Raw genomic sequence first — 17,716 nt, 5'->3', positions numbered from 1 at the left:
AGGACAGGACATGATTTCGAAAGGGCAATTCGGTGCTGCTGTGGCGCTGCTGGCATTGGCAGCGCAGTCAGAGCGCGTGTCCGCTCAGCGCGAGATCGTCCAGCCGCTTCCGGCTCCTGCCGAAGGTCGGCTGGGTGATGCGCTGTCCCGCCTTGCGCGGGACGCCACGGACGTGTCCGCCCTGCTCGATGCGGGCGAGGCGTCGCTGGAGTTGGGGGACATAGAAGCCGCAATCGGCTTTTTCGGCCGTGCCAACGATCTGTCGCCCAACAATGCGCGTATGAAGCTGGGGCTGGCAAAAGCCTATACCCGCTCGCGCAGACCGGTCGAAGCCTTGCGGCTCTTCGCAGAAGCCGAACAGGCGGGCGTGACGACGGCGCAGATGGCCGAAGACCGTGGGCTCGCTTTCGATCTTGTGGGCGACGCACCCAGTGCGCAGCAGCTTTATCGCGTCGCGCTGGCCAATGGTGCGGGCGACGAAATCACTCGGCGCCTCGCCTTGAGTCAGGCAATTTCGGGCGATCGGGAGGGATTCGAGGCGACTTTGCTGCCGCTGCTCCAAAAACGCGATGTATCCGCATATCGCACACGTGCTTTCGGCCTGGCAATCATGGGCAAGGCGCGCGAAGCGAAGGAAATCGCGAACACCATGCTGTCATCCGGCATGGGGGCGCGAATGGCGGCCTATTTCGAGTATATGCCGCGCCTTACCAAAGCCCAGCAGGCTGCGGCGGGCAATCTCGGCATATTCCCGCGCGCTGCTGCCATCGGCACGGACGACAGGCGTATCGCGAACTATTCCGGTACATCGGCACAAACGGCGCAGCCTGCGCCGCAACCGGCCAGAGTGGCGCAGGCCGATATGCGTCCGGCGACGGCATCACTTACGGCGCCTGCGCCCACGCCCACGCCAACGCCGGTACCGACACCAAGGTTCGTGCCTTCACCGGCACCCACGCCGACGCCAGGTCCTGCGCCCACCCCAACGCCGTCGGGTGAATTGGCTCCTGCACTTTCGCCGCAACCGGCAACAGCAACCCTGAGCGGACAGCGGCCTTCGCTGGCGACGACGGTAACCGAACGTGATCCGCCCCGCGCAATGGAAGAGGCGGCTGGTTTGGCGCGTGCAGGCGAGGCCGGGGCGTTCCCCAATTCGCAATCCGCTTCGCCCTTGCCATCCGCGCAGGAGGAGCCCGATCTCGCTTCGGTCGAAGAGGCTTTCAGCAGCTTTTCGCTGGCGCCCGAAAGCAGGGTGCCTGCGGCAAACGGTGCGGTCGACATCACGAAGATCAAGATCCCACGTGAGCGGGACGAACCCAAGCCACCACCCCCGCCTGCGCATCCTTCGCGACATTGGGTTCAGGTTGCCACTGGCAAGGATACCGATGCCCTGGGGTTCGACTGGCGGCGCATTTCACGCAAGGCGGAAGGCAAGCTCGAGGGCAAAGGGCCGTTCGTGACCCCGTGGGGCGAAGCGAACCGCCTCTTATCCGGTCCCTATGACAGTGCTGCCAAGGCCCGTGAAATGGTGAAGGAACTCAAGGATTTGGGGGTCGATTCCTTTACGTTTACCAGCGCGGCCGGCGAAGCGATCGAAAAGCTGTGACACGGGCGCGGCAGGGGCCGCGCGAAGATTTGTTCACAGGCTTTGCACAGGCCTTAACGGTTCTCCCCAGCGTCGACGCCCGGTTCCATTGCCAAGGTGCCCATCGCTTCTGCATCCAGCCGTCATGACTTGGATGGAACAGTTTCGATGAGACCGTCGGAAGAACGCTACGAGGTAGACCAGGGCGCGGCACCTCTCGAAATGCTCATCGCCTTGTTCGAGGCCCGGGGCTGGCCCTGCGAATCGACTCAAACCGAAATGAGCGGCGAAATCCAGGGAAGCTGGACCAAATATCAGCTGCGCGGAATCTGGCGACCGGACGACATGGTCCTCCAGATCCTGTGCCTGCCGGACATTCGCATTTCCAAGGACAAGATGGCGTCGGCGCATGAACTGGTGTCGCTGGTCAACGAACAGATGTGGCTGGGACACTTCGACATCTGGTCCAACGGCGGGGTGCTGCTGTATCGGAACGGCACCATGCTGGGAGATGACGGATTGCTGAGCCTGGGCCAGGCGCAGGCGCTGGTGGAAATTGCGGTCGACGAGTGTGACCGGTTCTACCCCGCATTCCAGTTCATTCTATGGGGCGGGCGCACGCCGGAAGAGGCGCTGGAAGATGCCATGGTGGATGCGGCAGGCGAAGCCTGAGAATATTCCCAGTAACCGTTAACTGGAATTAAGACTGGAATGTCCGGTTTCGCTTGAAATCGGGGAGCTAAATGTCGATATTCCCGTTGAGGAGTAGGGCGTATTTCCGCTCTGCCAGAAGGAGTTTTAAACAGATGGCCAATTGGAACGACACCGACCAGAGGCAGGGCTTCGGCTCGGTGCCGCGCGCTGGCGACGCCGTTGCCAGGCAGCAGACCTTCGACGCTGGGCTGCGCAAGCACATGCTGTCGATCTACAACTACATGACTTCGGGCGTTTTGCTGACCGGCGTCGTGGCCTTGCTGGCCGCGCAAAGCGGGCTGGCAGTGTCCTTCGCCAGCGGGCCGCTGATGTGGATCGTCGCACTCGCACCGCTCGGCTTCGTTCTGGCCATGAGCTTCGGCCTGAACAAGATGAGCAAGGGAACGCTGCAGATTTTGTTCTGGTCGTTCGCGATCGTCATGGGTCTGTCCATGTCCACGATTTTCCTGCGCTTTACGGGTGAATCGATCGCCGCCACCTTCTTTGCAACCGCGGGTGCCTTCGCCGGTCTCAGCCTGTACGGCTATACCACGAAGAAGAACCTTCAGGGCTTTGGCACCTTCTTGGTGATGGGTGTGATCGGCCTGCTGATTGCGATGGTGATCAATATCTTCCTGCAGTCGAACACAATGGCGATGGCAATCAGCTTCATCGGCGTGCTGATCTTCGCGGGTCTTACGGCTTACGATACGCAGCGCCTGAAGATGGAATATCAGTATCTGCGCGGTACCGAATTCGCCGGTAAGGCGATCATCATGGGCGCGCTGAGCCTGTACCTCGATTTCATCAACATGTTCATGTTCCTGCTGCAGTTCATGGGCAATCGCGAATAGAGTTAACCTACTCGTCGCACACAGGAATCGCTTGAACGTGCCCGGGGTGTAATCGACACTCCGGGCATTTTCTTTGTCCGAACAACCGTCTACGGAAAGAACCGCTTCATCCCCCGTCAAGGCGTGACGGCGCAGGGTGAATGTCAGCTTTATCGAGGAGGGTCAGCGCGCCATGAGCCGCGGTTCAAATATCACCATTCGTATGGCAGCCGTGGCTGTCGGAATATCCGCTCTGGCTGCCTGCGCCACGCCTCCTCCTCCACCGCCCCCACCGCCGCCCCCGCCGCCGGTCGAAGCAGTGCCCATCAGGCCGCTGCCGCCGAGCCAGGCGTCCTACGTCATGGATATTCCGCAGGTGAACGCGCTGGGCATGCGCGAGACGGTCAATCTCGGCATTTCGGACGACGAAAAGGTCTGGCATTTCCGGTCGGCATGGAACGTTGCGGCGCTGAACTGCCTCGATCCGCAGTATCAAAGCGTACTCGATAGCTACAGCAGCTATATAAAGGATCACGCGCGGACGCTGAAGCAGGTCAACGACCGCATCGATGCCCAGTATCGCAAGGAATATGGCAAGGGCCGTCCCGCCATCCAGGCTCGCGAAGGCCAGATGACGATGGTCTACAACTATTTCGCCCTGCCGCCGGCACGCGCGGATCTCTGTCGCACGGCGCTGGGCATTTCCCAGCAATATGCGGCAGCCGAAGATCTGGATGCGCAGGCCTTTGCCCTGGCGAATTTTGCGGCGCTCGAAGGACCGTTCGAACGATTCTTCGTGGCGTACGAGCAGTATGAGAAAGACGCCGCTGCCTGGGATGCGAAATATGGCGAACGTTATGGTGCCTCGCAGCCCGGTTATGTTGCCGTCAAGAACGCACGGGCGTTCGACCGGCCGCAGCCGGGGGCCGATCCCTCTACGCTGAGCGCGGCCCCTGTGGCCGAAACCAAGGTTATCGATCCGAATACCGGAGCGCAGATACCGGTGGCACCGGTTGACGAAACGCGGTCTTCCGTGCCGATCGTGCAGCCCATTCCCAATGATGCGGGTGACGACGACACGCCGCAGAACTGATCTCAACGATGCTTTTCAGGCGCGCCGTCATCCGCTAGACGGCGCGTCTAGCATCGCTTTATGTCGCGGTGCCGCAAACCTGGAACGGGGCCGTAGCTCAGTTGGGAGAGCGCGTCGTTCGCAATGACGAGGTCAGCGGTTCGATCCCGCTCGGCTCCACCAGGAAATCCGCCAGAGTGTCAGATCGCGCCGAAGGTCCAGCCTTCGGTTCGGGCTAGGTCCGGGGTAAGACTGGCGGGCTTCCATCGCGCGCTGTCATTGCCTGCCTTGCGCAGCCATGCGGCCGTCAACAGAGCGTCTGACGAGTGATCGTCGATCGGCCCGGTGCCTGCGACCTGGGCGCTGCCCAGCGATGCCAATGCTTCATTCAGAGCCTCGAAACTGCGCATCTTGGCCTTTGACGCGCTGCGCCCGGCCTCCAGCGCGGCAAGGCTGGTGTAGATCTCCGCAACAACCGAGCCGTTCGAAGGCAGGCTATCTATCGGCCACACCGGAAGATGGCCGCGAAGCCTGTGCAGCATGCGCATACCGGTTAGGCTCGACTTGCCCACCTGTGCGGCGCCGACGAGGTTGAAGTTTGAATAGGGTTTGCATCCCATAGCCGCCTGCGCATGTTCGGTGACGCGGAAGCGCCCGCGGCCATGCGCCGCCCCATCGCACCCGAAATGCATTCCGGTATGAACGCCGTCGCGAAAGTACGGTTTGAATTCGGGGTGGTCGACGAAAGACTGGGCTCCCAGATTGGAATCGCCTGCACAGATGTCGTCGATCAGCGCCCATAGCGACGGTGCATCGGGCAGGGCCGAACCGCGGCTGGGAAAATAGGCACCGCAATCGGCAAAGGGCAGCGCGATGCCTAGGTCCAGGCCGACCAGCGTATCGTCCGGCAAATCGTTGCGAAGAAGGGCGAGGACGTCTTCGCGCGACCACCCGCGGCCGGGTTCAACCAGAACCGGCGGCCCGCCATCTGTGTGAGAAAGCGCGAGCGCTATGCCTTTCTGAACAGGCCCCTTGGCACCGGACCAGTCGATGGCGAGAAAATGACTAAACCTCGCCACGATCGCGCCGTAGATTCTCCCAATAGTCGAGCCGCTTCTTTACCTCGCGCTCGAACCCGCGTTCGACGGGTTGATAATAGTGCTGGGGTTCCATTTCATCGGGCCAGTAATTGTCGCCCGAGAAGCCTTCCTGCGCGTCGTGATCGTAGGTGTAGCCTGAACCATAGCCGATGTCCTTCATCAGCTTGGTAGGGGCATTGAGGATGTTCTGCGGCGGCATCAGGCTGCCCGTCTCTCGCGCGGATTTGAAGGAGGCCTTCTGAGCCTTGTAGACCGCGTTCGATTTGGGCGCCGTGGCAAGATAGGTGCAGGCCTGAACCAGAGCGAGCTCGCCTTCCGGACTGCCGAGAAATTCGAACGCGTCCTTGGCTGCCATGCACTGGACCAGCGCCTGCGGATCGGCCATGCCGATATCCTCGACCGCCATCCGGATGAGGCGGCGCGCGAGAAAGCGCGGTTCTTCCCCGGCAGTCAGCATCCGGGCGAGGTAGTAGAGGCTTGCCTGGACGTCACTGCCGCGCACCGCCTTGTGAAGCGCGGAGATGAGGTTGTAGTGACCTTCGCGATCCTTGTCGTAAACCGCGACGCGCCGCTGGAGAAACTGGCCGAGCGCGGCGGGATCTAGCGGTTCTTCGATCTTCGCATTGTATAGCGTTTCCGCTTGGTTGAGCAGAAAGCGGCCGTCACCGTCGGCGCTGGCGACAAGGGCGTTACGCGCCTCGGCGGTGAGGGGAAGGGGGCCTTCCAACTCTTCAGCCTTGTCGAGCAGCGTGCCGAGCGCTTCGTGGTCGAGCCGTTGCAGTATCAGTACCTGCGCGCGGCTGAGCAATGCGGCGTTGAGCGCGAAGCTGGGATTTTCGGTGGTCGCGCCGACCAATGTAACGGTGCCGCGTTCGACGAATGGCAGGAAGCCGTCCTGCTGCGCGCGGTTGAAACGGTGAATCTCGTCAACAAACAGCAGCGTGCGTTGGCCCGCCTCGGCGGCCTTGTCTGCGGCGGCGAAAGCCTTCTTCAGATCGGCGACACCGCTAAAGACCGCACTGACGCTTTCGAAGCGCATACCGACGCTGTCCGCGAGTAGCCGGGCAATAGTCGTCTTGCCCGTCCCGGGCGGGCCCCACAGGATCATACTGGAAAGGCGCCCTGCCGCGACCATGCGCCCGATCGCGCCTTCGGGACCAGTCAGATGGTGTTGACCGACTACCTCATCAAGCGAGCGCGGGCGCAGGCGATCGGCCAGCGGCGCATCTTCGCGCGGAGCATCGTCCGGTGTGGGGGCGGGAAGGCTATCGGGAAACAGGTCGGCCATTGGTCGACTGACATAGTGTCTTCATCCGGGTTTTGCATGACTCTCTTACGGGAGCTTCATAAGATATATCGTAGGCATATCTTATAGAAGACTCGATATGACTAATGACAAGCGCAGAGATGAACCCGATGAAGGACATATTCCCGAATATCCCGAGGGCCGTGACTTCGATGTGGATGTCGAAATAGACATCGATGCCGACGATGATCGGGATGGAAGGTTCAGGAAGTCGTTCAGTACGAACAGCTTTTTCGGGCCCGACGGCATCTTCGGTCCGAAAGGTCCCTTCGGGCCCGACGGACCGTTCGGACCCAGTGGGCCGTTCGGCGCGGGTGGCCCATTCTCAACCGGCCACCGCCGGGACAAGAAGCAGCGTACACGCGGGCGGCGCATGTTTGCTCCCGGAGAATTGCGGTTGCTGCTTCTACACCTGATCGCACAGGAGCCGCGTCATGGTTACGAGCTGATCAAGGCGGTCGAAGATATGACAGGCGGCAGCTATTCGCCGAGTCCCGGCACGGTCTATCCCACCCTGTCGCTGCTCGAAGACGAGGGACTTATCCGCGAGGTCGAAGGCGACGAACCGCGCAAGGCCTACCGCGCCACAGAAAAGGGCCGCGGCGAGTTGACCGACAGGAAAGACGAGACCGATGGACTGATCGAGCGCATCGAGGGGCAGCGGGAGCGGCGCGCCAAATCGGGGAAGGCCTTTGCGACGCCGGAAATGTTCCGCGCGATCGGGAATCTGGCGACCGTACTGAAAAATCGTGCACGGTCGGGCAAGTTAGATGAAGAGACGATGCGCGAAATCGTCGATCTGGTCGACGACCTCGCCAAGAAGATCGAACGCCTCTGACCGGCGTCTCTCTTTGCTCCCGGTGCCGCACGTGATATTCTGCTGCACCGGGTCGCGAGGGGAGGGTTCAGTCATGAATACATCCATCACGACGCCGTGGCACTTGTGGGCAGTTGGCATAGTCACGCTACTTTGGAACGGGCTTGGGATCACAAGTTACCTGATGACCGAACTGGGGCAGCTCGACGCATTGGGAATGTCGTCCAGCCAGATCGCCTATTTCGATACTTTTCCGGCTTGGGCGACCGGCTTCTGGGCATTGGGCGTCTGGGGGGCGTTTCTAGGTTCGATCCTGCTTCTGGCCCGGTCGAGATTTGCGATCCATTCGCTGGCAATTTCGATTGTCGGCCTAGTTGGGACGACGTATTTTCAGCGCGTCGCAATCGATCTGCCGGAAGACATGAACAATCCGGCGCTCGACGCGGCAATCTGGATCATCACGTTTTTCACCTTGTGGTACGCGATCAGGATGCGCGCGCGGGGCGTCCTCAGCTAGATCAGCGTCCGCGCTGCCTTTGCAGGCGAAGGTATGTGTCGACGACAGATTGATTGATGGCGTCCCAGGAGTAGGCGCGTGAGGCTTTTTCGCCATTCGCGCCGTGTTCGAGGCGCAAGGCGTCGTCCATGCAGTAGGGGGCAAGTGCTTCCGCACAGGCTTGCGCGAAGGCATCGGGCTTGTCGGGTTCAACGAGCCGTCCGGTTTCGCCATCGTTCACGAGACTGGCCGCGCCTGTCGCCCCAGCCGCAACGACCGGCAGACCGCTGGCCATGGCTTCCAGAGTGACATTGCCGAAGGTCTCGGTAATCGAAGGGTTGAAGAAAATGTCTCCGCTGGCGAGCGCCTGGCTGAGATCGGCGCCGGTTCTGAAACCGACGAAGGTTCCCCCGGGTAAAGCCTTTTCGAACCAGCTGCGAGCGGGACCATCGCCAATGACCAATACCTTGTGAGGTATCTGGCGCCTGCGTAACTGGACAATGGTCTCGGCGAAAACGTCGAGACCTTTTTCCATCACAAGTCGGCCAAGGAACACGATGGCTACATCGTCGTCGGCCAGGCCATTGGCCCTTCTCCATTCGAGATCGCGCTTCGACGGATCGAATACGGTCCGATCCACGCCGCGCGACCAAAGGGAAATGTCGTCGTGCATGTCCTGCGCCTTGAGCTCTTCGATCTGGCTCTGCGAAGGCGCAACCAGAGCATCGCAACGGTGGTAGAAGCGACGAAGGAAGGATTCGACCACTGGCTCCAGGAACCCGACGTTGTAATAACGCGGATAGGTTTCGAACCGGGTATGCACCGATGCGAGAACGGGAATGTCCCGCTTTCGCGACCATTTCAACGCCGAATGGCCGGTAAAATCGGGAGCGGAAAGATGCACCATATTGGGAGCGAAGGCCGCCAAGTCCGCTCGCGCTTTTGAATCGAGAGGCAGGCCAAGGCGGTATTCCCCCCGACGGGGCACCGGCATCCGCATATTCGGCACGTCCACCAGATCGCCCGTCGGTGGGAAATCCGGCTTTTCAACTACCGGCGAATACACTCGCAAGGCCGCTCCCTGCCGCAGCAGGTAGTCGGCGAGGCGATTGAGCGCCTGATTGCAGCCGTCGCGGGTATAATTGTAGTTTCCGCTAAACAGCGCGATGCGAAGATCGGTCACGTCCATTGCGGGCGGCCATAGTCCGGCACGAGGGTTTTGGCGAGTGGTCGCTTGTCGATACACAGACCCGGTTTGCCGCTTGTCCAGCATTTCGCATTGACTTGCTCACGCGCAACTATATTGCCGCCGACGGGCCACGCGGTCCCAACGCCGCGCGAGCTCTCTGCAAGGAGAGAATACATGACTGCCGAACCGACGCTCAAACCCGAGCGCCCTTTCTTTTCGTCCGGACCGACCGCCAAGCACAAGGGCTGGTCTGCCGCCAATCTCAAAACCGAATCGCTCGGCCGCTCGCATCGCAGCGCGCTTGGCAAGTCACGGCTGAAACATGCCATCGACCTGTCCAAGGAAATGCTGGGCGTTCCCGAAGACTATCTGGTCGGCATCATGCCTGCCTCGGACACCGGGGCGCTGGAATGCGCAATGTGGACGATGCTGAAGCCCGATCGCCCGGCGACTGTCGCGGCATGGGAAAGCTTCGGCAACGTCTGGATCCAAGACGCGGTCAAGCAGCTCAAGCTGCCCAAGCTGACCACGCTGGATGCCGATTACGGCGAGATCCCGGACCTGGCATCCATCCCGCAGGATAACGACGTCGTCTTTACCTGGAACGGGACCACTTCGGGTGCGAAGATACCGGACACGGACTGGCTCGCGAAGGATCGCGAAGGCGTGACGATCAACGATGCCACCAGTGCCATCTTCGCCATGGAGATGGACTGGGCGAAGCTCGATGCCACCACGTACAGCTGGCAGAAGGTGATGGGCTCGGAAGCCCAGCACGGCATGCTGATCCTCAGCCCCAAGGCCGTGGCCCGGATCGAGGAATACGATCCCGAATGGCCGCTCCCCAAGCTCTTCCGTCTCAAGAAGGGCGGAAAGATCAACACCGGCATCTTCGAAGGCGCGACGATCAATACGCCATCGATGCTCGCGACCGAGGATTACATCGACGCACTCGAATGGGCGCAGTCGATCGGCGGCCGCAAGGCAATGTTCGAGCGGGCCGATGCCAATGCGAAGCTGGTCAAGGACTGGATCGAGGCGACGCCGTGGCTGCGCAATATGGTCGCCGATCCGGCCAAGCAGACCAATACCGGCGTTTGCTTCGTCTTCCAGGGCGACTGGTACGACAGTCTCTCCGAAGAGGATAAGGCTGGCGTTCCGAAAAAGATCGTCAAACTGCTGGAAGACCGCGACGTCGGGTACGACTTCAACGGCTATCGCGATGCCCCGCCGTCCCTGCGCATCTGGTGCGGCGGCACGGTCGAGCAGGAAGACCTCAAGCGCCTGCTGCCGTGGATCGAGTGGGCCTACGAGCAGGTCAAGAACGGTTGATCCGGTGGGTGGCAGGGACCCCTGCCGCCACCAGCCCTATTTCCAATTCATGACCCGGCCTCATGGCCGGGGGCAACGACAGGAGTATCTGTCATGAGCAAGCCCAAAGTCCTCATTTCGGACAAGATGGACCCGAACGCCGCCCGCATTTTCGAAGAACGTGGCTGCGACGTCGATGTGAAGCCGGGCATGACGCCCGATGAACTGAAGGCGGTCATCGGCCAGTATGATGGCCTCGCCATCCGTTCGGCCACCAAGGTTACCAAGGATATCATCGGTGCCGCGGACAATCTGAAGGTTGTCGGGCGTGCAGGCATCGGGGTCGACAATGTCGATATTCCCGCCGCCAGCGCCAAGGGCGTGGTGGTGATGAACACGCCTTTCGGCAATTCGATCACCACGGCCGAGCATGCCATCGCCATGATGTTCGCACTTGCGCGCCAGATCCCGGCCGCAAACGCGCGGACGCAGGCCGGCGAATGGCCCAAGAACGACTTCATGGGCGTCGAGGTTACTGGCAAGACGCTGGGCCTTATCGGTGCGGGCAATATCGGATCGATCGTCGCTGCGCGCGCTTTGGGATTGCGGATGAAGGTCGTGGCGTACGATCCCTTCCTCACCGAAGAGCGCGCAGTAGAAATCGGTGTGGAGAAAGCAGACCTCGACACGCTGCTTGGCAAGGCGGATTTCATTACGCTCCACACGCCGCTGACCGACGAAACGCGCAATATACTGTCGAAGGAAAATCTTGCGAAAACGAAGCCCGGTGTCCGGATCGTCAATTGCGCACGAGGTGGGTTGATCGACGAAGCAGCGCTGGCAGAAGCCCTCGACAGTGGGCAGGTCGCCGGGGCGGCCCTGGACGTGTTCCAGACGGAGCCGGCCAAGGATAGCCCACTGTTCGGCAAATCCAATTTCATCTGTACCCCGCATCTTGGTGCGAGCACGACCGAAGCGCAGGTCAACGTCGCGCTGCAGGTGGCGGAACAGATGGCTGATTATCTGGTCAGCGGCGGCGTTACCAATGCCCTCAACATGCCATCGCTGAGCGCCGAAGAAGCGCCCAAGCTAAAACCCTATATGAAGCTGGCGGAAAACCTCGGCAGTCTCGTGGGTCAGCTTGCACATGGAAATCTGACCAAGATCAGCATCGAGCGCGAGGGTGCCGCTGCAGAACTTTCCGGTAAGCCGATCGAGGGCGCGGTTCTGGCCGGCCTGATGCGGCAGTATTCGGACACGGTGAACATGGTCAATGCGCCTTTCCTGGCCAAGGAACGTGGCCTCGACATCCGGTCCATTCGCCACGAGAAGGAAGGCGCCTATAACACGCTGCTGCGTGTCACGGTGGGCACCGAGGCTGGCGACCGTTCGGTCGCCGGTACGCTGTTCGGTGCCGATGCGCCGCGTCTGACGGAAATCTTCGGCGTCCGGATCGAAGCCGAACTCGATGGCCATATGCTCTATATCGTGAATGAGGACGCGCCCGGTTTCATCGGTCGGATCGGTTCTCTTCTGGGCGAGAACGGCATCAACATCGGCACGTTCAACCTTGGCCGCCGCGCGGCAGGAGGGGAAGCGGTGCTTCTGCTGAGTGTCGACCAGCCGATCCCGGACGACGTCGTAAAGGCGGCCTGCGCGCTGGAAGGCGTGAAGACCGTGATGCCGCTGGCGTTCTGACAAACGATAGGGCAGGGGGCGCGTCATTATGACAACAGCTGACGACCTCCTGCCTGTCGGTCTCGAAGACGCTCTGCCGGATCGCGCCCGCAAGATCACTTCTGCGATGCGCTCAGTACTCGATGCTATGGATGGCCACGGCTATGACCGCGTCCGCCCTCCACTGGTCGAGTTCGAACAATCGCTGGCCGGCCGCATGGATGGCGTGGCGACGCGCCGGATGGTGCGTTTTACCGATCCTGACAGTTTGCGAACACTCGCGCTTCGCAGCGACATCACGGTGCAGATCGGACGTATCGCGGCGACGGGTATGGCACATGCGCCTCGTCCCTTGCGCCTCTGTTATGCAGGTGACGTCGCCTTCGTCAGCGCGAGCCAGCTGGATCCGGCACGCCAGCGGCTGCAAATGGGCGCGGAGTTGATCGGAACGGACAGCGTGGCAGCGGCCAGCGAAATCGTCTCGGTCGCGATCGACGCGCTAGCGGCTGCGGGCGTTACCAATATCTCGGTCGATTTTACCTTGCCAGATCTGGTCGATGCTCTGGCGCAGGATGCCATGCCACTGGCACCGGACCAGCGCGAGGCGGTGCGGCGCGAACTCGACACGAAAGATGCAGGCGGTCTGCGGGAAGCGGGCGGCGATGCCTACCTTCCGCTACTCTATGCCACCGGTGACTTCGCTACGGCCATCGACAAGCTCGCCGCGCTTGATGCGGGCGGCGCGCTGGCCAGCAGGATCGAGGGTTTGAGGACGATTGCGGCGACGATCGGTGAGCGAGCAAGGGTAACGCTCGATCCCACGGAACGGCATGGTTTCGAATACCAGAGCTGGTTCGGCTTCACCCTTTATGGCGACGGAGCGCGCGGCGCGCTTGGGCGAGGTGGGACTTATACTATTCGCGGGAGCGAAGAAGCTGCGACAGGTTTTTCGCTCTACATGGACCCGTTGCTCGATGCGCTAGGTGCCACGAATGGCGATGACGGGAAGAAGCTTTTTCTCCCGCTCGGCCATGATCGTGGGACGGCAGCCCGGCTGCGAGCGATCGGCTGGCGCACGGTGGCGGCGGTTGAACCGACCGACGACCCGCAGCAGCTGGGATGTTCGCATGTTCTGGATGGGGACGCCCCCCAAACACTCTAATCCGCTGACTTCCATTGCGGATGTTTCTGCATCACCCCGGCGAAAAGGTCCGAGGCGAGGAGTCCTTCCAGCCACTTTTGGAGAGCGGGCAGGTCCAACACGTCGAACCAAGCACGGTCGGCATTGGCAAACTGACGGATGAAGGGAAAGATTGCGATGTCTGCCAAGCCGCGCCGAGCTCCGCATAAATAGGCGGTACCGGCCAGCCGCTCGTCGAGTTGTTCGAGAATATCGAACGCTGCCGCCCGGTGCTCTTGAGGGTCCACGTCATCATAGCGGGTCGCGTATTTGTAGCGATCCAGATGGTGCTTGAAGGGGCCATCATTGGTCTCGATCAAGTGCGGATCACTTCGATCGAGCCAGCCTTCCGGATCGTTTTGTCCCAAGGCCCAGTGCATGATGTCCAGGCTTTCTTCCAAAGGCGGGGCACCCGGCACGACCAGAACAGGGACCGTTCCCTTGGGCGACACCTCCAGCATCTCGGGCGGCTTGTCGCGCAACACCACTTCGCGGTGTTCGTAACTGGCACCGCTCACGCTCAACGCCATGCGGGCGCGCATCGCATAGGGACAACGACGGAAACTGTAGATGATCACCTCAGTCATCCGTTTCGATATCATCCTTGCGACCGATATGATCCTGTCCGCGCGCGTCGGCCAACGCCGCCTGCCGGTGCCGCTCGCTATAACGAGCTCGCTGTTCTTCGCTGCGTTCATCATGGCAGCGGTGGCACGATACGCCTTCGACGAAATGCTCGTGCGCCCTATCTTCCCTGCTTAAAGGCCGCCTGCACGCACGACATAGTGAATGATCGCCAAGCTTGAGACCATGCCCCACGCTGACCCGTTCATCGAAGACGAAGCATTCGCCGCGCCACAGGCTTTCCTGTTCCGGAACATGTTCGAGGTAATTCAGTATGCCGCCTTTGAGGTGGTAGACTTCCTCCACCCCTTCGGAACGAGCGAATGCGGTCGACTTTTCGCAGCGGATGCCGCCTGTGCAGAACATGGCGATCTTTGGTGAGCGACCTGTGTGTTCGATCTCCGCCCGCTTGGCTCGGAACCAATCCGGGAACTCTCCGAAGCTTTTCGTTTCAGGGTCGATCGCCCCTTCGAAGGTGCCAATCTGCACTTCGTAATCGTTGCGAGTATCGATCACAATCACGTCGGGATCGGCGATCAGCGCGTTCCAGTCTTGTGGATCGACATAGGTACCCACTCCGGACAACGGATCGAGATCGGGCTGGCCCATTGTCACGATCTCCTTCTTCAGCCGCACTTTGGTGCGATGGAAGGGCATCGTGTCGGAACGCGATTCCTTGACCTCGATGTTGGAGCAGCCGGGCAAGTTGCGGACATGAGCGAGAACGGCGTCGATACTTTCGTCCGAGCCTGCGATGGTGCCATTGATACCTTCGCGGGCCAGAAGCAGCGTGCCGCGCACGCCGGCCTTTTCCATACACGCCGACAAATCGGGCTTGATGGACGCGGGATCGTCAAATCTCGCGAACTGGTAGAGCGCGGCAATGCGGATCGGTAGAGGGGCGGGTTCGGTTTTCACGGCGCCGCCTTTAGCAGTCTCTTTAGCAGGCTGCATCCCCGGCTTTCTCCAACCTCACTCGTTCAGTTTGCTCGGCTCTGGACCTATCCGGCCACCAGCATCGTCCAATGCGTCGATCCGTTCCATCTGTTCATCCGACAGGGTGAAAGAGATCGCTGAGAAGTTTGCTTCGATATGGTCACGGCTGGAAGCCTTGGGAATTGGGCAAAGCCCGTGCTGCAGATGCCACCGCAAGATCACTGCACTGGCTGAGTGTCCACTTTCTTCGGCAATGCTCGCAATCGTTGAATTTTCCATTCCCGCGCCTTGTCCAAGGGGGGACCAGCTTTGCGTGACGATACCCATATCGCTATGCTGCTGGCGTAGTTCGCGTTGCTGAAAAGACGGATGCAGTTCTATCTGATTGAGGGCAGGCGTTACTCCAGTGTCGTCCGCGATCCGCTTCAGATCTTCCGTCCTGAAGTTCGACACGCCGATGGATTTGGCTTTTCCCTGATCGCGAAGCTCGATCATTGCCTTCCACGTTTCGACGAACAACCCTTTCTCCGGACAGGGCCAGTGAATGAGCAGCATGTCGACGTGATCACGCCCGAGGCGGTCCAGGCACTTATCTGCCGCTTTCAGAGTCCTGTCGTACCCTTGGCTCGCGTTCCAGATTTTCGTCTGCAGGAAGATGTCCGGAGTTTCGGTCAGGCCGTTACCGACGCCGTCTTCATTCTGATAAACGGCTGCCGTATCGACCATTTTATAGCCAACATCGACGGCCGTCCGCACAGCTTCTGCGGCTTTGTCATTATCGATCTGATACGTACCGAAGCCGATCTGCGGAAGCTGGCGGCCATCGTTCAGGGTGAGCATGGGATAGTCTGTCATGAAATCTCCTTGTGTTCAGTCAATGGTAGAGCGCAGCAAAGTTTCCGCGGCTTGACGGGAAACCCATGGCCCCCTAGGTCGCGCACCGCATTTGAAGCGGGTTTCTGCTTCTCCATCCCATCCCTTGGTCGAGTCCTGTCGAAGGACCTCGTGGATCCCCTGGCAGGGGAAAAGGCGTAATCATGGCAAATGTGACCGTAATCGGTGCCCAGTGGGGCGATGAGGGCAAAGGGAAAATCGTCGATTGGCTTGCCAGTCGGGCCGATGCCGTCGTGCGTTTTCAGGGTGGCCACAACGCGGGCCACACGCTCGTGGTTGGCGATACGACGTACAAACTCTCGTTATTGCCGAGCGGTATCGTCACCGGTACGTTGAGCATTGTCGGCAATGGCGTGGTGCTGGATCCCTGGCATCTCAAGGCCGAGGTAGAAAAGCTCGAGGGGCAGGGCGTCGAGATCAATCCCGACAACTTCGCTGTCGCAGACAACTGCCCGCTGATCCTGCCGTTTCATCGCGACCTCGACGGATTGCGGGAAACTGCTGCCGGATCGGGCAAGATCGGGACCACCGGTCGCGGGATCGGGCCGGCTTACGAGGACAAGGTTGGCCGCCGAGCCATTCGGGTATGCGACCTTGCGCATCTCGACGATCTCGACCCTCAACTGGACCGTCTCTGCGCCCATCACGATGCGCTTCGTGCGGGTTTCGACCAACCACCCATCGATCGGGAGGAACTGCTTTCGCAATTGCGCGAAATCGCTCCGTTTGTGCTCCAGTTCGCCCAACCGGTGTGGAAGCGGCTCAAGAAGGTTCGCAAGGCAGGAGCCAAAATTCTGTTCGAGGGGGCGCAGGGCGTACTGCTCGATATCGATCACGGAACCTATCCGTTCGTTACCAGCTCAAATACTGTCAGCGGCACTGCGGCAGCGGGTAGCGGCCTCGGGCCCAATGCGACCGGTTATGTGCTCGGTATCGTCAAGGCTTATACCACTCGCGTAGGTAGTGGGCCGTTTCCGACCGAGCTGGAAGACGAAATTGGCCAGGGCATCGGGGAGCGTGGTCACGAGTTCGGCACCGTTACCGGGCGCCAGCGCCGTGTGGGTTGGTTCGATGCGGTGCTCGTGCGTCAGAGCTGCGCGATTAGCGGTGTCACTGGAATCGCCTTGACTAAAATCGACGTGCTGGATGGGCTGGACGAGGTGAAAATCTGTACGGGTTATCGCCTGCGCGGCCAGGTATACGATTACTTCCCAAGCCATTCGGCCGACCAGGCGGCACTCGAGCCGATCTATGAAACCATGGATGGCTGGACGGAGTCCACTGCCGGCGCGCGTAGCTTTGCCGACCTTCCGGCCAACGCCGTGAAGTATATCCAACGCATACAGGAATTGATCGAAACCCCCGTCTCGCTGGTGTCGACCAGTCCGGAGCGCGACGATACCATACTGATGCGCGATCCGTTCATGGATTGAGGCCGAAAATGCGCTATGGTGGCGAAGCCATGCGCTTCGCCGCCATCTCGTTTTGCCTGCTAGCCGCGGCCCTGCTGCTTCCCGCGCCGCTTGTTCAAGCCCAGGAGGCCCGAGCGGGGGAGCGAGCCGATTTCGTTCTGATCGACAAGTCCGACCGCAAGTTATGGCTCTATCAGGACGGCAAGGTCATTCGCGCTTATTCAGGTCTGCAATATGGCGATGCGCCAGTGGGTCACAAACAGTTCGAAGGTGACGAGCGAACGCCGGAAGGGCGTTATACGATCAGCTACGGTAACGAACAGTCGAGCTATTATCTCAGCCTGTATATCGATTATCCCAATGCGCAGGACAGGGCCTTCGCAAATGCCCGCGGGCGGTCTCCGGGCGGGCTGATCTTTATTCACGGACAACCCAACGGCCTGCCGTTCGATGCGCGCGTGCGAGGTGACTGGACCGATGGTTGCATCGCAATGTCCAACGCGGAAATAGCGGAGGTGTGGAGCCTCGTGCCTGATGGCACACCGATCGAAATCCGGCCGTAGTTCGACAAAGCAATCCGGCCACTCCTCC

17 protein-coding genes and 1 tRNA gene are annotated in these 17,716 nt (G+C 60.6%); 12 read left to right on the top strand and 6 right to left on the bottom strand.

The window, feature by feature from the left end; genetic code table 11:
- Positions 1-10: 10 nt before the first annotated feature.
- The 5 genes from K3177_RS07990 (at position 11) to K3177_RS07970 (ending at position 4,366) form a co-directional block, all read left to right on the top strand.
- Positions 11-1,606, top strand: coding sequence for a tetratricopeptide repeat protein (locus K3177_RS07990; protein WP_221597817.1), 1,596 nt, complete (start codon positions 11-13; stop codon positions 1,604-1,606).
- Positions 1,607-1,753: 147 nt separating this feature from the next.
- On the top strand, positions 1,754-2,257 hold the full coding sequence (locus K3177_RS07985; RefSeq protein ID WP_103022601.1) for a type III secretion system chaperone family protein: 504 nt from the start codon (positions 1,754-1,756) through the stop codon (positions 2,255-2,257).
- Between the two features lie 134 nt (positions 2,258-2,391).
- Positions 2,392-3,132, top strand: a complete 741-nt coding sequence (locus K3177_RS07980) for a Bax inhibitor-1/YccA family protein (RefSeq protein WP_221597816.1) — start codon at positions 2,392-2,394, stop codon at positions 3,130-3,132.
- A gap of 172 nt (positions 3,133-3,304) precedes the next feature.
- A complete protein-coding gene (locus tag K3177_RS07975; RefSeq protein ID WP_247714328.1) occupies positions 3,305-4,204 on the top strand; it encodes a hypothetical protein in 900 nt (299 codons plus the stop codon).
- Positions 4,205-4,290: 86 nt separating this feature from the next.
- Positions 4,291-4,366: transfer RNA gene (locus K3177_RS07970), tRNA-Ala, on the top strand.
- 17 nt (positions 4,367-4,383) lie between these two features.
- On the opposite strand, the gene K3177_RS07965 is transcribed toward K3177_RS07970, so the two are convergent.
- Both K3177_RS07965 and K3177_RS07960 read right to left on the bottom strand, forming a co-directional pair.
- Positions 4,384-5,262: a hypothetical protein gene (locus K3177_RS07965; RefSeq protein WP_221597815.1), complete on the bottom strand. Its 879-nt coding sequence runs from the start codon at positions 5,260-5,262 to the stop codon at positions 4,384-4,386.
- Positions 5,249-6,571: a replication-associated recombination protein A gene (locus tag K3177_RS07960; protein ID WP_221597814.1), complete on the bottom strand. Its 1,323-nt coding sequence runs from the start codon at positions 6,569-6,571 to the stop codon at positions 5,249-5,251. Before K3177_RS07960 ends, K3177_RS07965 begins: the two co-directional genes overlap by 14 nt.
- 97 nt (positions 6,572-6,668) lie before the next feature.
- Between K3177_RS07960 and K3177_RS07955 the strand changes: the two genes are divergently transcribed.
- On the top strand, positions 6,669-7,427 hold the full coding sequence (locus tag K3177_RS07955) for a PadR family transcriptional regulator (protein ID WP_221597813.1): 759 nt from the start codon (positions 6,669-6,671) through the stop codon (positions 7,425-7,427).
- 73 nt (positions 7,428-7,500) lie between these two features.
- The gene (locus K3177_RS07950) at positions 7,501-7,923 is read left to right on the top strand and encodes a hypothetical protein (RefSeq protein ID WP_221597812.1); all 423 of its coding nucleotides are present in this window, start codon (positions 7,501-7,503) and stop codon (positions 7,921-7,923) included.
- 1 nt (position 7,924) lies between these two features.
- Here the strand turns inward: K3177_RS07950 and K3177_RS07945 are convergent, their stop codons facing one another.
- A complete protein-coding gene (locus K3177_RS07945; protein ID WP_103022607.1) occupies positions 7,925-9,091 on the bottom strand; it encodes a glycosyltransferase family 4 protein in 1,167 nt (388 codons plus the stop codon).
- A gap of 174 nt (positions 9,092-9,265) precedes the next feature.
- Between K3177_RS07945 and K3177_RS07940 the strand changes: the two genes are divergently transcribed.
- The 3 genes from K3177_RS07940 (at position 9,266) to K3177_RS07930 (ending at position 13,241) form a co-directional block, all read left to right on the top strand.
- Entirely contained in the window at positions 9,266-10,423 is a 1,158-nt protein-coding gene (locus tag K3177_RS07940; RefSeq protein WP_221597811.1) for a phosphoserine transaminase, read from the top strand.
- 93 nt (positions 10,424-10,516) lie between these two features.
- Positions 10,517-12,100, top strand: coding sequence for a phosphoglycerate dehydrogenase (gene serA / locus K3177_RS07935; protein WP_221597810.1), 1,584 nt, complete (start codon positions 10,517-10,519; stop codon positions 12,098-12,100).
- A gap of 28 nt (positions 12,101-12,128) precedes the next feature.
- Complete coding sequence (locus K3177_RS07930) at positions 12,129-13,241, top strand: ATP phosphoribosyltransferase regulatory subunit (RefSeq protein WP_221597809.1); 1,113 nt, start codon at positions 12,129-12,131, stop codon at positions 13,239-13,241.
- Here the strand turns inward: K3177_RS07930 and K3177_RS07925 are convergent.
- Genes K3177_RS07925 through K3177_RS07915 form a run of 3 tightly spaced genes read right to left on the bottom strand, consistent with a single transcriptional unit; the run spans position 13,238 to position 15,674 of the window.
- The gene (locus tag K3177_RS07925; protein WP_221597808.1) at positions 13,238-13,846 is read right to left on the bottom strand and encodes a glutathione S-transferase; all 609 of its coding nucleotides are present in this window, start codon (positions 13,844-13,846) and stop codon (positions 13,238-13,240) included. The genes K3177_RS07930 and K3177_RS07925 overlap by 4 nt on opposite strands.
- A complete protein-coding gene (gene trhO, locus K3177_RS07920) occupies positions 13,839-14,801 on the bottom strand; it encodes an oxygen-dependent tRNA uridine(34) hydroxylase TrhO (protein WP_345725374.1) in 963 nt (320 codons plus the stop codon). Before trhO ends, K3177_RS07925 begins: the two co-directional genes overlap by 8 nt.
- A 54-nt stretch (positions 14,802-14,855) precedes the next feature.
- Positions 14,856-15,674 carry an aldo/keto reductase gene (locus K3177_RS07915; RefSeq protein ID WP_221597806.1) on the bottom strand — a complete coding sequence of 273 codons (819 nt, stop codon included), beginning with the start codon at positions 15,672-15,674 and terminating at the stop codon, positions 14,856-14,858.
- Positions 15,675-15,856: 182 nt separating this feature from the next.
- Between K3177_RS07915 and K3177_RS07910 the strand changes: the two genes are divergently transcribed.
- Positions 15,857-17,146: an adenylosuccinate synthase gene (locus tag K3177_RS07910; protein WP_103022615.1), complete on the top strand. Its 1,290-nt coding sequence runs from the start codon at positions 15,857-15,859 to the stop codon at positions 17,144-17,146.
- A gap of 8 nt (positions 17,147-17,154) precedes the next feature.
- On the top strand, positions 17,155-17,688 hold the full coding sequence (locus tag K3177_RS07905) for a L,D-transpeptidase family protein (RefSeq protein ID WP_221597805.1): 534 nt from the start codon (positions 17,155-17,157) through the stop codon (positions 17,686-17,688).
- Positions 17,689-17,716 lie beyond the last annotated feature (28 nt).

The sequence above is a fragment of the Qipengyuania pacifica genome, from assembly GCF_019711555.1.
In the GTDB taxonomy this organism is placed as follows: domain Bacteria; phylum Pseudomonadota; class Alphaproteobacteria; order Sphingomonadales; family Sphingomonadaceae; genus Qipengyuania; species Qipengyuania pacifica.
This window is presented reverse-complemented; position numbering and strand designations above follow the sequence as displayed.

What these genes read in the sequence shown, in the direction of transcription:
- K3177_RS07905 (WP_221597805.1), top strand. Translation starts at nt 17,155, where the DNA reads ATGCGCTATGGTGGCGAAGCCATGCGCTTCGCCGCCATCTCGTTTTGC.
- K3177_RS07990 (WP_221597817.1), top strand. Translation starts at nt 11, where the DNA reads ATGATTTCGAAAGGGCAATTCGGTGCTGCTGTGGCGCTGCTGGCATTG.
- K3177_RS07960 (WP_221597814.1), bottom strand. Translation starts at nt 6,571, where the DNA reads ATGGCCGACCTGTTTCCCGATAGCCTTCCCGCCCCCACACCGGACGAT.
- K3177_RS07915 (WP_221597806.1), bottom strand. Translation starts at nt 15,674, where the DNA reads ATGACAGACTATCCCATGCTCACCCTGAACGATGGCCGCCAGCTTCCG.
- K3177_RS07985 (WP_103022601.1), top strand. Translation starts at nt 1,754, where the DNA reads ATGAGACCGTCGGAAGAACGCTACGAGGTAGACCAGGGCGCGGCACCT.
- K3177_RS07940 (WP_221597811.1), top strand. Translation starts at nt 9,266, where the DNA reads ATGACTGCCGAACCGACGCTCAAACCCGAGCGCCCTTTCTTTTCGTCC.
- K3177_RS07925 (WP_221597808.1), bottom strand. Translation starts at nt 13,846, where the DNA reads ATGACTGAGGTGATCATCTACAGTTTCCGTCGTTGTCCCTATGCGATG.
- K3177_RS07945 (WP_103022607.1), bottom strand. Translation starts at nt 9,091, where the DNA reads ATGGACGTGACCGATCTTCGCATCGCGCTGTTTAGCGGAAACTACAAT.
- K3177_RS07975 (WP_247714328.1), top strand. Translation starts at nt 3,305, where the DNA reads ATGAGCCGCGGTTCAAATATCACCATTCGTATGGCAGCCGTGGCTGTC.
- K3177_RS07980 (WP_221597816.1), top strand. Translation starts at nt 2,392, where the DNA reads ATGGCCAATTGGAACGACACCGACCAGAGGCAGGGCTTCGGCTCGGTG.
- K3177_RS07950 (WP_221597812.1), top strand. Translation starts at nt 7,501, where the DNA reads ATGAATACATCCATCACGACGCCGTGGCACTTGTGGGCAGTTGGCATA.
- K3177_RS07910 (WP_103022615.1), top strand. Translation starts at nt 15,857, where the DNA reads ATGGCAAATGTGACCGTAATCGGTGCCCAGTGGGGCGATGAGGGCAAA.
- serA (WP_221597810.1), top strand. Translation starts at nt 10,517, where the DNA reads ATGAGCAAGCCCAAAGTCCTCATTTCGGACAAGATGGACCCGAACGCC.
- K3177_RS07955 (WP_221597813.1), top strand. Translation starts at nt 6,669, where the DNA reads ATGACTAATGACAAGCGCAGAGATGAACCCGATGAAGGACATATTCCC.
- K3177_RS07930 (WP_221597809.1), top strand. Translation starts at nt 12,129, where the DNA reads ATGACAACAGCTGACGACCTCCTGCCTGTCGGTCTCGAAGACGCTCTG.